Source organism: Bacteroides sp. RCH18 (assembly GCF_058231005.1).
On sequence record NZ_JBIPTC010000001.1, the window covers coordinates 2443351 to 2457759 of the forward strand.

General features: G+C 42.2%; 8 protein-coding genes. 2 read left to right on the forward strand and 6 right to left on the reverse strand.

All coding sequences use genetic code 11. From position 1 onward, the window contains the following. Nucleotides 1-150: 150 nt before the first annotated feature. The 3 genes from ACHLI0_RS09790 to ACHLI0_RS09800 form a co-directional block, all read right to left on the reverse strand. Nucleotides 151-1548: a bacteriophage abortive infection AbiH family protein gene (locus ACHLI0_RS09790; RefSeq protein WP_490749019.1), complete on the reverse strand. Its 1398-nt coding sequence runs from the start codon at nt 1546-1548 to the stop codon at nt 151-153. Nucleotides 1549-2640: 1092 nt separating this feature from the next. Continuing rightward, entirely contained in the window at nt 2641-3051 is a 411-nt protein-coding gene (locus ACHLI0_RS09795; RefSeq protein ID WP_221647307.1) for a helix-turn-helix domain-containing protein, read from the reverse strand. A 43-nt stretch (nt 3052-3094) separates the two neighbouring features. Then, a complete protein-coding gene (locus ACHLI0_RS09800) occupies nt 3095-3484 on the reverse strand; it encodes a helix-turn-helix domain-containing protein (protein WP_010535380.1) in 390 nt (129 codons plus the stop codon). A gap of 330 nt (nt 3485-3814) precedes the next feature. On the opposite strand from ACHLI0_RS09800, the gene ACHLI0_RS09805 reads away from it, so the two are divergent. Next, the gene (locus tag ACHLI0_RS09805; RefSeq protein ID WP_490749022.1) at nt 3815-6901 is read left to right on the forward strand and encodes a SusC/RagA family TonB-linked outer membrane protein; all 3087 of its coding nucleotides are present in this window, start codon (nt 3815-3817) and stop codon (nt 6899-6901) included. An 18-nt stretch (nt 6902-6919) separates the two neighbouring features. Continuing rightward, nucleotides 6920-8752 carry a RagB/SusD family nutrient uptake outer membrane protein gene (locus ACHLI0_RS09810; RefSeq protein WP_490749024.1) on the forward strand — a complete coding sequence of 611 codons (1833 nt, stop codon included), beginning with the start codon at nt 6920-6922 and terminating at the stop codon, nt 8750-8752. 105 nt (nt 8753-8857) lie between these two features. Here the strand turns inward: ACHLI0_RS09810 and ACHLI0_RS09815 are convergent, their stop codons facing one another. From ACHLI0_RS09815 to ACHLI0_RS09825, 3 genes are all read right to left on the reverse strand, one after another. Continuing rightward, nucleotides 8858-11320: a glycoside hydrolase family 31 protein gene (locus ACHLI0_RS09815; protein ID WP_490749026.1), complete on the reverse strand. Its 2463-nt coding sequence runs from the start codon at nt 11318-11320 to the stop codon at nt 8858-8860. Nucleotides 11321-11408: 88 nt separating this feature from the next. Beyond that, nucleotides 11409-13016, reverse strand: coding sequence for an alginate lyase family protein (locus ACHLI0_RS09820; RefSeq protein ID WP_490749028.1), 1608 nt, complete (start codon nt 13014-13016; stop codon nt 11409-11411). A 13-nt stretch (nt 13017-13029) separates the two neighbouring features. Further along, nucleotides 13030-14334 (reverse strand): family 43 glycosylhydrolase, encoded by a 1305-nt coding sequence (locus ACHLI0_RS09825; RefSeq protein ID WP_490749030.1) that lies wholly within the window; start codon nt 14332-14334, stop codon nt 13030-13032. Nucleotides 14335-14409 lie beyond the last annotated feature (75 nt).

Below are 14409 nucleotides of genomic sequence, written 5' to 3' on the forward strand. Positions count from 1 at the left end.
CCTACTAGCGATTCTGGTTTTAGAAACTCTGCTCAAAGCAGAAAGCGTAACACCTATACAATAGAACACTGCATAATAGCAGCATTAACTAGTCACATACCGCCAAACAGATAGTTTAGAATTAAAGGTATGCGAATGGTGTGAGTCCGGCTACCGCTTTATATCAGACATCTTAAAATGCCGGACATTTTTTCCTTGGGGAATATTCAGATGTCTGCAAAATCTTCTGATATTTATAATATCATTATCACTATAATAACTAAAATTCCAAATCAGATCATTCACATTTCTTACATTTTCAACAATTGCCTTAAAATATGGAAAGTCTACATCACCCAGCGAATGACCAAGCAATGTAATCTCTTTCAAATCATTCAGTGACTCAAAAAAGCCCAAGTTATGATCTATTATGTCATTAGAATGTTTTATGTTCTTCGCATAATAATTTTCCAAACGCTCCTCAATATGATCTACAGCATAATACCTTATTGGATTTTTCCAATTCCCTTTTTTCATATCCTTTAAAAAGAAAGCGAGATAGACCAACTTATCATTGGCAAAATATTTACCCTTCTTATCCTTCAGATTCGGGCGATATCTCCGACGATTTTTATGTTTATGAACCCACTCATCAAAAGCGACTTCATTATCCTCTACATTATGCCCTAAAACCAAAGAGCCAAATTTCTGCCTTCTATCGCCGTGAATATAAAGAATATGTTCCCGGGAAATATTATATTCTGTTTCAAGAAACAATGTATAATTAAAATTCAGGTAAGCAGCGTTCGGATCAAGATACAGCATATTCTTCCTAAACCCTTTCTTGTAATGTATTGTATTAATCCACCGGTGAAACTGATATTGCATTTCGAAGGTACAAGAAGAAACAACATCAGCAACAATATCTATAGGACCTAAATATTCAGCATAACTAAAATTCTCGTCATCTTCGTATAATCGCGGCAAATTCTCATCAACAAAATCAAAAATACGTTCCCTGTTCAGTTCACTAAGATATTTTTCAAAATCCTTCCATAAATAGTCTTTAGCCCAAGTGTTCTTTGGAGCTGGCAATTTGCGTCCGTATTGAAGGCACAAAAGATAATCATTATAATCATCAAAATTATTCATCATAGATCGGGGACCGAAGAAGAGTTCGAACATCTTCACGACAAAATCATTGTGCTTTAATAGGTAGCTGCGAAAATCCATATATGTAGAATCAGCACCATGATATCTGTCAAATCCATTACCTATAATATAAAGATGATGTATGGGATCACCATTAATTGAATATCTTTTTTTTCGATAAGGTTCGAGCATTTCGGCTCTACGCTGCAGGCAATAATCTTTCATCCCACTGACCAATTCTTTCGTTGAAAGGTCAAGTGGACATTGCATCAAATAATCACGAGCATTATATTTGTCCATATAATCTCTAGCTCGTTTAAAGGTAAGCCCGTCTATTCTCATGAATCCATTGCGAGCTCTGTCAATTAGACGGGCTCTATCAAAAGAATATAGAATATCACTATCGCCAATGTTCATAATTATCAAATTTTCAGTCACAGATTACAGCATCTATTGTTCTAGACCAAACTGTATCATTACATAAGACAACAAAGATAATAATTTTCAAAGTTCGCTAGTCGCATTGCCCAAAGATAACTAACCAATTTCATACCGTTTGACCTATTGTTATGCAGTTATGAATAAAATAAAACCTCGTCAGCAAATCATATTTCCATCTATCATTCAATTGTTCAGCCTGTTACAATGCATCTTCTTATTCTTTTAATGTAAACAGACACATAGTCTGCTGATTTGAAATTGTCATTCTATAAAATAATTTATGCCTTTAAGCTAACTCACATAATGTGCGATAGCTAATCCATATCATGTGCGGTAGCTATTGCACATTATGTGAGTTAGCCGTCGCACTATATGCGCCAATCAATATCATAGATAGAAAAGCATGATTGCGACATTCAAATATACAGAGAGAGAACATAATACCCAAAAAAGAAGGTGCATTGTATTCATTTGTATAATAGAGTATTATGGGAAAAAGTGACTATGAGTTACTTACTCTATTGATGTTTCTTGAATCTACTTTCGAGTTACTACAATCATTGCAGACGAACACAATAAACATTTTCTCTATAAAAAATAATATCCGCGGGTGCATAAATTAATTCGTCCGCCTATAGGCAACTTTGCGTCCGACTATAGGCAAACGTAACGTCGGCTATAGGTAAACTTGCGTTCGGCTATAGTCGGACGAATTAATTTATGTACTGAAAGAGATTATTTATTGCACAAGCCAGAGCTAAATTTAGTATAGGAATTCTTTATCCAATAAACGACTTTTAGATTTATATAATTTGAATTCATATTTGGACGATTTAGTTCTTTTGCGTATCGGTTAGCCCATTATTGAATCATTCAATCCATTTTAAATGATAGGCAAGAAGCAATAATTCAATTGCTGACTTCTATCAATTATTTGATTAGAACACATTTATAGGATATCTATCAATTTAAAGCTCCATTTAGTTATTCTTCAATGTCCGAACAACTAAATGGAGCTTTATCATATATTTCTAAGAATCCTAAATAAGGAAAAGGATAAACCTATTATTATTTAGTACCTTCCTCTTTTCCTCCACTATATTTTTCTCTTTCGATTTTAAGTAACTCCTCAAATAGTTTCACAGCTTGGTCCATTGAAAAATGATTGAGATTTTCCACATGAGTAATAGGTCCTATATTAGATGCGCTTACATGGCAGTTCTCATAGAAATTGCTTGTATAGTATAATACAGTTTCTTCTGTAAATTTCTTTAAGCCTTCTTCTGTAACCCCCAATGCAGTAGCCACTTGTTTTAACTTCTCATCATCTATCTTTTCCGCTTGTTCCATTTTGGAAATAGCCTGTTTTGTCACCCCTAGCAACTCACCCAAATCCGTTTGAGTCATACCACGAAGACGGCGTATTCTTTCTATTTTACGCCCCAAATGTGAACTGTTTGTATAAGTTTCTGTTTCCATAATATTTATTTCTTAGTTAAATTAGTTAATCAACTAATAATAATCACCTTTTCTTTAATAATTCAATTTTCTCTCTCTCACTTTGCAGCAGACGTTCATACAATTCCACGATTTTATCCAATGGATTGAACTGCTGGGCTATTGATGTAGCTCCTTGTTCAAAGGTGTTATCTCTAATGTTATTGATATTATATATTGCCTTCTCAACATCAAAATCCTTAATCACCTCAGCAGATATCCCCAATACAGAAGCTATTTGATTTAGAAGCCCTTCTTCGATTTCTTCCTGTTTTTCAATCTTTGAAATGACCTGTTGATTTACACCAAGATCAGCCGCTAAAGCCTCCTGCTTCATACCAAAATAAACACGGATCTTTTGCAGGTTATGTCCGACGTGCCTCCTGTTTGCTTTATTTTTTACTTCGACATCCATATTATTGTTCTTTATGTGATTACATTGAGACAAAGATAGTAAAAATCAACCCATTCTGATTCAAAGTCAACTTTATTTTTTTCAATCCCCAACGCTCTATGCCTACTTTTGTCCAATCAGTCTAAATAAACTGATATTGATCGTGGCGCCACATCAAATACATACACTCAGAGATTGACCGTCAATTCACGGTACAATCGCAGTTTTAACCAATAAAATCTAATAGCCTATGGAGTAAATCAAATCGGTATAATCGGGACATAGATTTAAATCATTCAGAGATTTAACTATTCAAAAACCAATTAGTGAACATACAATTAAACAAAAAACATGAAATCATTTTCTGATAAAACAAACATAGGGACAGACGTTACCCTAAAGACAGTTTATATGATAAGATTCTACCTGCTATTCCTTTTAACAGGAATAATATCGGTAGTCGGAGCCACACAAGTCTACGGCCAGCAGAGCAGAAGCATCTCCGGCGTAGTGAAAAACTCTCAGGGAGAGACGATAATCGGAGCTAATATTGTAGAAAAAGGCACAAACAACGGGACTATTACAAATGTAGACGGACTCTTCACACTACGTGTGTCGCCCAACGCAGTACTCAAAGTATCTTATATGGGATACATAGAACAGGAAGTCAGCACACGTAATAAAAGCAAACTGGAAATCACAATGGTGGAAGATGCCCGACTGATTGACGAAGTGGTAGTAGTAGGATACGGCTCCGTCAAAAAGCGGGATCTGACAGGAGCGGTAACCTCTGTCAAAAGTGCCGAGGTACTGGCTGCTCCTACCAGTAATGTGATGGAGGCTCTTCAAGGAAAGATACCCGGCATGGACATCACCAAAACATCGGGACAGGTAGGCGGTGAAGTCAGCATCCTGCTGCGTGGTTCGCGTTCCATATATGGCAATAACGAGCCACTGTTTATTATCGACGGAATCCCCGGAAGCTATAGTCAGGTCAACCCTTCCGATATTGAAAGTGTCGATGTTCTGAAGGATGCTTCATCCACCGCCATTTACGGTTCGGCAGGAGCAAACGGTGTTGTGATTATCACCACCAAAAGAGGAAAAGAAGGCAAAGCCACAATCAACTTTGACGCGTATTACGGCTTCAGCGGATCGCCCAACTACAAACACGGAATGACTCAGAATGAATGGGTGACTTACCAAAAAGAGGCATACCGATATAAGAACGGTGATTTCCCTTCCGATATGTCTGCCCTACTGGGCAAGCAGGCTTTTACAGATGCGTATAATGCCGGAAAATGGATTGACTGGGTAGACGAGGTTTCCGGTAATACAGCTACCACACAAAAGTACAGCCTTTCGGTAAGCAGCGGAACGGAAAAGACAAGGATATTCGCTTCGACCTCCTACAACCGGGAAGAAGGCCTGCTCAGCAATGAAAATCTGAACCGGTACTCTTTACGGCTCAACATCGACCAGCAACTCTTTTCGTGGGCGAAAGTCGGTTTCACCTCCAATCTGGTGTACCGTGATTTGAATTCCGGCGTGAAAAACACGTTTACCCGTTCCCTCTCTGCTTTCCCGTTGGGGGATGCCTACGATGAGGAAGGCAAGATCAATCACGAATATATCACAGGGCAGTATTCGCCGATGGGAGATTTCATAGAGAATCAATATGCGAACAATACCCGTTCCACTTACCTGAATATGAGCGGGTATGTCGAGCTGACTCCTCTCAAAGATTTCACATTCACCAGCCGGATCAACGGGACATTGAACCATTCCCGACGAGGACAATACTGGGGAAACCAATGCAACGCCAACCGTCCGAGTTATGCGGGTTCGCCTCACGCTTCCATCACCAATGACAACGCATGGAATTACACGTGGGAAAACATTCTGGCATACAGCACGACCCTTGCCAAAGCGCATACGGTAGGAGGTTCTTTAATCACTTCGTGGAACAAGAACCAGTCGGAAAGCAACATGGCTGCCGCAAGCGGACAAATGGTAGACCAATGGTCGTTCTGGCGGTTGACTTCGGGTTCCTCCCCACATGTGGAATCGGACTTCGCACAGACACAGAAAATGTCTTTTGCTTTCCGCCTCAACTATTCATACAAGAGCAAGTACTTATTCAACTTCTCCACCCGTTGGGACGGTGTCTCACAATTCTCCGCCGGACACAAATGGGATGCTTTCCCGGCAGGCGCCATAGCCTGGAGAATTTCCGACGAGGCTTTTATGGAAAAGGCACGAAGCTGGCTGGACAACCTGAAACTGAGAGTCAGCTACGGCATCACGGGCAACTCCGGCGGAACAGACGCCTACAGCACCACTACCCAAGCCTACGTATATTCTGCCAGCGGAGTCTCCGTCAATGGAAAAATCGTTCCTTTCACACAATACTCGGAGACTTACGGCAGCACCGACCTCGGTTGGGAAAAATCGTACAACTGGAACATCGGTCTGGACTTCGGCATACTGAACAGCCGCATCGACGGTTCCATTGAATGGTTCAGAACAACCACCAAAGGATTATTATTCAAGCGTATATTGCCCATCACCAGCGGACTGACCGGATGGGGTTCTCCTCTGTCTATCTGGCAGAATATCGCCCAAACCAGCAATCAGGGCGTGGAAGTGATATTGAACTCCCACAATATACAGCACAAGGACTTTACATGGAACACGACCCTGTCCGCCACCTGGAGCAAGGAGAAGATAGACAAGCTGCCCGACGGTGACCTGATCTCCGAGAACCTGTTTACCGGCGAACCGATTCATGCCATTTACGGCTATAAATATGCAGGAATCTGGGGAAGTGACACTCCAAAGGAGACGCTGGATGCGTATGGCGTAAATCCGGGATTTATCAAGATAGAGACAGTGGATAAAAACGGAGACGGCGGAGTACATAAATACAGCACCGACGACAGACAAATTCTGGGACACACGAATCCGGATTGGATCATCGGACTGAACAACTCCTTCACCTACAAGAACTTCGATTTATCCGTCTTTGCAATGGCACGCTACGGGCAGACAATCAACAGTGACCTGCTCGGCTACTATACCGCAGAGCAAAGTGTGACCAAGAATCAGCTGGCAGGCGTGGATTACTGGACAGAGGACAATCAGGGCGCATACTTCCCGCGTCCCGGAACGGGAGACGAACAAAAAACGGTATATCCTTCACTGAAAGTACACGACGGCTCCTTCATCAAGATCAAGAATATCACTCTGGGATATACCCTCCCCGCCAACATTTCCCGCAAGGTATTGATGGAGAAATGCCGCATCTACGCTACGGCCTACAATCCGTTCATCTTTGTGAAAGACAAGCAACTGAAGGACACAGACCCCGAAACGAACGGTTCGGACGCGTTTCCCACCTATCGGCAATTTGTATTTGGAGTTAATCTCACATTCTAATTAAAGAAGAAAATGACAATGAAAAGTATACATTTAAAAACAGTTTTTTGCTCTGTCCTGCTGTCTGCACTATTCCTGCATTCCTGCTCGCTGGAAGAGTACAACCCGGGCGCATTTACCAATGAAACATTGGCTACCTCGACCGAGGGATACGAAACACTGATCAACCAGTGCTACTTCGCAATGGAAAGGTTTTACTACGGTGCCGCAGACTGGATGTCGCTGACCGAAGGGGATACGGACCTCTGGACGTACAAGGCTAACCAATCGACAAGCTACACCGAATGGTTCTGGTTTTTCGCCGGCACATCGCCCAACACGACCTACACCAATAACTGGTGGAACGGAACATACGACGGAATAGGTTCCTGCAACGAAGCCATCGCCTTAGGCGACAAGCCTCCCTACGCCACAGAAGAGGAACGGAATGCGAAAGTTGCCGAAGCCCGCTTCATGAGAGCTGTCTATTACTTCAACGCAGTGGAACAATTCGGAGGGGTAACCATGCTTACGGAACCGGAAACCAGCCTCAACTACTCTCCTGTCCGCACCGACCCGATGACTATCTACAAAGAAGTCATCCTGCCCGACCTGAGATTCGCATCCGAATGGCTGTCAATCGGGAATCATGCCACGACTACCACTCCGACCAAGAAGGCCGCTCTCGGCTTTCTGGCAAAAGCCTGTCTGCAGACCTACGAGTATGGAAGCACGGAATACCTGCAGGAAGCTCTCGACGCAGCCTTGCAGCTGATCTCCGACTGCGAATCGGGTGGCGGGAAATACAACACTTATATGTATCCTACATACAGTGAAGTATTCGAAGAAAGCAATAACTGGGAAAACAAGGAAGCGCTCTGGAAACATCGCTGGTATGCAGGCACGGACGGACACGGTTCGAGCAACGGTAACTACAAGTTAAACCGCAATGACGAGTATTTCCTGTGTGACATCAATAAGTTCGGTGCCCGTGAAGACAATCAGGAGACACGACTGACATGGGAAGGCTCCGTCAGCGGCATCTTCATGCCTACGCAACACTTGCTGAATCTGTATGTACAGAATGACGGCACGTTAGACCCCAGATTCCACCAGTCATTCACTACCCAATGGAAGGCCAATAAAAGTTATACTTGGGACGAAAGTGCCGTACACATGTACGACAAAGACGAAACAGTTATCGGCAAAACTCTGAAGAAAGGTGATCCGGCCATTAAATTTATCATGCCGCAGGATGCGGATTATTCTACGGAAAAACAGAATGAGCACAAGACCGACTATTTGTTGATTGATTACAACCATGTCTACAGTGATAGGAACAACAATGTGAATATGAACTACTCGTATACAAATGTAACAGGGAATTACAAGAACGACGGTACCAGCGAGAATCTGTTCCGTTACTATTATCCGTCACTAAACAAGCACAACAGCAGTAACTATTACGTTGCAAACGCCTCCAAACAAAGAAACGGAAACTTAAACGCTACGTTTATCATGCGTATGGCGGAAGTCTATCTGATTGCCGCAGAGGCTGACATTTATCTGAACGGAGGAGCGAATGCCGCCAAATACCTGAATAAGGTTCGCGAGCGTGCCGGAGCAAACCTGTTAACGGGCAACATGATGGTTCGTGACGTATTAGACGAAAGAGGACGCGAACTATGCGGTGAATATTGCCGCTTCTACGATTTGAAACGGACAGGGATGTTCAAGAGTTCCGATTATCTGAAAGATACTCACCCGGATCTCGCACGGTTCTTTGATCCGAATTATGCTTTACGTCCCATTTCTACGACCTTTACCGCTACCATTATCAACGGCAGTGAGTATCAGAATCCGGGATATTAAAAAATGATCGGAAAACATCTTGGTTAATATGCATGAAGGGTACACTTCACACACAAATTGAAGTGTCCCCTTCTTAGCAACTTAGTTATTTATGCTTCTCAATTACTATTTCATTCTTATTTTCAACTGTTTACCTTCATATTTAACAATCTTTCCGCCAGTACTTTCCTCCACTCCTATTCCGGCATTCTTGTCAACCTTCACCAATCTCAAATTCCGGCATTGGGGCATTCCCGGATAATTACCTTTACGGTCGGAAATGGTCAACAATTTCTTTTTGTCATCCCATTTTATTTCAAAATTCGAACAAGCTCCCTTCTCATAATTATAATTATCGCCTTCATCTTCATACACCGTAAACGAAGAATCCGCTCCCGGATAAATCCGTATTTCCCAAGCTGCATCTTTCTTTTCCGATGTATATTGCACAACCGGCCCCATTGGAACGATGGCCCCCTGACGAACCAGCAAAGGAATACGGTCGATTGTCGCTTCCATAGTAACCCTTTGTCCACCTTTATATTTCTTGCCTGTCCAAAAATCAATCCAGTTCGCACCATCGGGCAAATATACCTGACGTGTCTTGGCTACATTTTCCAATGGCTGGGAGTCAACCGAATAATACATCGGAGTTGTGACGGGAGCAACCAGGAAAGCAGGACCAAACATAAATTCATCCTTCAAATCAGCAACCTGCGTGTCCGAAGCAAAATCAAAAGCAAGCGCTCTGGTTATCGTATAATTATCGGTATGAACTTTTCCCGCCAAAGAATAAATATAAGGTAATAAGCGATACCGCAAATGAATCATTTGAATCAAACTGTCGTAAAAAGGCTCACCAGGTTTGCCAAAACGCCATACCTCACGGGGAGTATCGGTACCATGACTACGAAATACAGGCAAGAATGCGCCATATTGAAACATACGGGTATACAACTCACGATATCCCATATCAGCCACTCCTTTATTATAATCACCCTTCCAGAACCATTGACCACCTTTTTTAGTAAAGAAAGCACCAATATCGACTGTCCAATAAGGACATCCCGTAGCCATAAAGTTCAGTCCCGCCGGAATCATCCGGGCAAAAGAGTTCCAGGAAGCATAGGTATCGCCATTCCACGTAATAGTAGAATAACGCTGCTGCCCGGCATAACTGGAGCGGGTCAAATTAACCACACGCTTGTCTGAACTTGTAGCACGCTGATTCTCATAAATCCCCATTGCATGATATAAAGAATACAGCTGACTTCGTTCCGCTCCCAATACATCGCTCAGTAGTTTGGTATTTAACTCCCAGCGACGCTTGTGACTATCATTTCCATAATGATCACCCATATGAGTCCAGTCAGCATCCAATGGTTCAGAAGCATCACACCACCAAGCATCGAAACCATTATCAAAAAACTCATTCTTCGCATAGCTCCAATACAACTTCCTTGCCAACGGATTAAAAGCATCGTAAATAGCCGAAGAATGCAGAAGTAGATTCTTCTGTTTAAAATCAGCGTGCTGAGGACAATTCATGGCATTAGGCCATATTGAAACCATTAATTTGGCGTGCAAAGAATGAATTTCATCTGCCAGTTTCTTTTTATCAGGATAATGTTTCGGGTCCATACTCATTCGTCCCCATTGACCTCTGGGCCAGTAGTTCCAGTCCTGCACAATCATATCAATAGGAATCTGCCTTTGGCGATATTCTTTTAAAGTATTGATCAGATCATCGGAACTGACGTACCGTTCTTTCGACTGAATATATCCGAAAAGATAAAGAGGCATCATGGGTGATGCGCCTGTCAGCAAACGGTAATTAGCCACTACCCCATCCAATGTCCGGCCTTTCATAAAGTAATAGTCAATCTCTTTGGCTGCTTCCAGCTCCACATAACTGCCTTCCGAATTGTCTTTGAATACCATCCCGCAACCCGCATCGAACAACAAACCGTACCCGTTGGTCGATACCAGCACCGGAACCATTGCCTTCAGATTATGCTGGCACAAATAGAGTTCCTTTCCCCGAAGGTTCATATAATCCTCCATATGTGAGCCAAATCCATATAAAGCCTCCAAAGGTTGCCAGTCGAAATTTATCCTGTACTTCCAGGTATAACCTATGGTATCACGACGAAGAATATTTTTCACTTCCTTATCTCCATCCGCTGTTTTCTCAATACGTTTGGATTGTTCGTCGTATACGACATGCTCCATCACCTTCTTTTCTCCAACTCTCGGCAACTTGCCGTCTTCCCGAAGCAATAAGGAACCATCCGTATTTAAATAAGAGATAAAACCAGTATTTAAATCAACCTTAACAATCAGGCTGTCCGATTTTAAGACACAACTATCAATCTCCTTACCAGAGGTAAAACGGACAGGTCGGGTAACATGAGGCATACAAACACCTGTGCTATTCCCCTTAAATACATTTTCCCCCGTATATTGTACTCTCACAATATCCGAAGTGACAAATTCAACCTTCAAAACACCTTGCTCCAATTGACAAGACACACCATTCACTAAAAAAGTAACATCCTTACTTTTTGAAAAAGCGGCAAATGTATTCATTAAACCTAGCGAAAGGAGCATTAACCGTGCTAAAGTGAATTTTCTTATTCTAAACCGATTTTTCATATATATATATTTTGTGATTGTTTTACTGAACAGACTGCAACTCCGCATTGGTAAGTGAACGTACCCATTCAATTACCACAGGTTCACCACAAGTATCGCCAAAATCCAGAGTCATGGTTGCATTTGTTAAAGCCTTAGAGAATGAGTATCCATTTTTTGACCGGACATCTGTTATTTTAAATACATATATATCCTCACCCACTTTCATTGCTTTATCCGAATCAAATTCCCAAAACTCCGGCGCCGCACTTATACTATAAGACAAAGTTAACCATTTCTTATTTGCCGATGCCGGAATACCAGGAGCTTTTACCACTATATTGGGATAGGCAGAAGAATCGTACTGAACACGTTTCTGTAGTTTAACTCCCGAAGAGACCAATGACATCACTCCGTTGACTGCCCGATATGAAGCTGTAGAGAAGTTCCATGCTTTCAACTGGGTAAGATCTTCTTCTATCCTTCCTCTGTCTTTTCCGGTATTCAAATCATCACCCAAATAATAAAGCAGACTGCCAAAACCGGTATTGTCGCAAGTAAAACCCGGTCCCTCAGGGCGTACAAGACCTAAAACGATTTTCGTATAGGGCATTTCCAGCCCTTTTCGCAACACATAGTGATTATAGGCTATCTCAAAAACCGAACGGAAACGCCCCATGCCCTCTTTTCCAAAAGTAGAAAGATGTGAATATTTTCCGGTTATATCTTTCCATTTAACAAAGGGAACATCGTACCCCAGATTTGATTTGGCAATGTATTCATATCCTTTCATAATGCGGTTATCCAAAGCACCATACAAATCATCACCTTGTGTCCAGGCCACTTCCGCCATATCAGCAAAGCAACTGACACCAAGCATTACATGCTGTTGGTCACGACCGGCTTCCTGCGATTGCCCGCTTTCGGCAATGTAATTAGGCAGACTTCCGTTATCTTTTCCATGATAAAAGAAATCAATTGCATCATCATAGAGCTTACGGTCATTCAAAAATACCCCGAAAGAAAGCTGCGCCTTAGCTACTGCGGCTCCCCAATTACCATTAGTATAGGGGGGCGTTTGAAAGAATTTGCTTAAAACCGGCTGAAACACCTTTCGGAACATAGCCTCTACACACTCTGTATCCTGCTCACTCCAACCATTCGGATAATGAGTCTCCATATAAGTGTAGCGCATAATCTCAGCCGCATTAACCAGTATAAATCCCTGCAATCCCGCACAAAGCGGAGCATCATTAGTAGGCGGTATCTGCCGAACGGTACGAGCATAAGCTCTGATAATTTCCATGGATTTGTCCGCATGGGCTTTCTTTCCGGTTATCTTCCAAAGAAGGGCATTGTAATAGGCGGAATTAAAATCACGTTCACTAGGTCCTTTGGTGTAACCATACTTTCCATCCCGGCTTATTATTTCGAAAGGTCCTTTCATCTGATAGTCGGCCCTGGCTTCCGGTAACTTTGCGAGAATCTCATACGAACCATAAGCCGGTTGGGCTTTCTGATCAACTAAACGCTTTATCCGCTCCAATGATTTTTCGGAGTGGAGTACTCCAGGATGAATAAACTGTTGGGCGAAAGCACCGGGAATAATGCATACCAAATTACAAAGTAACCATATTTTTCTTAATCTCATAGCAATGATAAGTTTAGTAAAAGAGCAACTCCCACACTGAGGGTTTTGCCGCTCCGGATTTATTTAAAAAGGAAATCTTTACCGATTTGCATACCTTGGAAATCGGAATATGAACGGGTGATCCCTCAATCCCCTCGGCTGTATAATCTGCAACTACCACCCAGTTGTTTTCATCATCAGCAGTTTCAACCTTTATGAAATACCTCTTCCAAGGATATTCAAAACGAATCTCCATGGTATCGATATATGCACTATCCTTAAAAATGGCTGATAAATAGGAATCTTCTTCACCATCTGTTGCTTCCCAACGTGTAGCATAGCTGCCATCCAATACATTTTTCGCCATTAAGTCTTTATTCAGCTCCGAACTTGATAAAATTTCATCCACTTTTATGAATTGCCTGTCATCCTTGTTTAGATCGGGGAATAACTGGGTATGATGCGGCACAATATTATTAATTTCATTTTCCGGATCATTGAAAGTGAGTTCACTCAAACAAGTCTGACGGAAGGCCGACCCATCATTTAAAAACGGCCAACGATGCCGGTGATACAACATATAGGTTTTGTTATCGTAAGTAAACAGGGTATGGTGACCGGGACCATAAACTTTCAATTCTTTATTTGTAGTCAGGATTGGACTATTCCCAGCTTCTTCAAACGTACCAAGTGGATGATCGCCTACAGCATAACATACCTTGTAAGTATCATCAATTGTTTTTCCCTCCGAATAAGTCAGATAGTATTTACCGTTATGTTTCAGCATATACGGGGCTTCAAAATAGTGCGCAGGCGTTACTTCCACCGGTTCTGTCGCAAAAGAAGCCATATCGTCATTCAGCCGGGCTCCGAAACAATGACCGTTAGTCCATCCCCAACCGGATCCCCAATAAAGATAGGCTTTTCCATCATCATCAATAAAGGCTTCAGCATCTATTACATGATAATAGCGAGTGGTATCAAACGATATCATGGGTTTATCTCCCAACGCGTTTTCCCAAGGACCAAGCGGATGGGCAGCTTTACCACACCAGACCTCTGACCCCACAGATACATACATATAAAACATATCTCCTTTTTGAATAACAGAAGGCGCCCATACCATGTTTTTATGGGAGAGAGCCGATGTACAAGCCGCTTTCGTTGGCCAGTTCAACCGATGAAACGTCCAGTTCCGGAAATCCTCGGAAACCCAGCAGGGCAGAAAATCCGCTCCCCACGGATCGACCGTCGCATAGAGATAAAACTTACCTTCATACTGCACCAGCGAAGGATCTGCAAAATATCCCGGAAGGATGGGGTTGTTTATTTCCGTCATTTGAGTTTCAACTTTCTCTTTGGGCTGATTACAACCGACCAAAAGAAAAGAGCATAATAAATAAATTCTTGTTTT

Excerpts from the sequence above, each read along its gene's own strand:
- ACHLI0_RS09790 (WP_490749019.1), bottom strand. The coding sequence starts at position 1,548 with ATGAACATTGGCGATAGTGATATTCTATATTCTTTTGATAGAGCCCGT.
- ACHLI0_RS09795 (WP_221647307.1), bottom strand. The coding sequence starts at position 3,051 with ATGGAAACAGAAACTTATACAAACAGTTCACATTTGGGGCGTAAAATA.
- ACHLI0_RS09800 (WP_010535380.1), bottom strand. The coding sequence starts at position 3,484 with ATGGATGTCGAAGTAAAAAATAAAGCAAACAGGAGGCACGTCGGACAT.
- ACHLI0_RS09805 (WP_490749022.1), top strand. The coding sequence starts at position 3,815 with ATGAAATCATTTTCTGATAAAACAAACATAGGGACAGACGTTACCCTA.
- ACHLI0_RS09810 (WP_490749024.1), top strand. The coding sequence starts at position 6,920 with ATGAAAAGTATACATTTAAAAACAGTTTTTTGCTCTGTCCTGCTGTCT.
- ACHLI0_RS09815 (WP_490749026.1), bottom strand. The coding sequence starts at position 11,320 with ATGAATACATTTGCCGCTTTTTCAAAAAGTAAGGATGTTACTTTTTTA.
- ACHLI0_RS09820 (WP_490749028.1), bottom strand. The coding sequence starts at position 13,016 with ATGAGATTAAGAAAAATATGGTTACTTTGTAATTTGGTATGCATTATT.
- ACHLI0_RS09825 (WP_490749030.1), bottom strand. The coding sequence starts at position 14,334 with ATGACGGAAATAAACAACCCCATCCTTCCGGGATATTTTGCAGATCCT.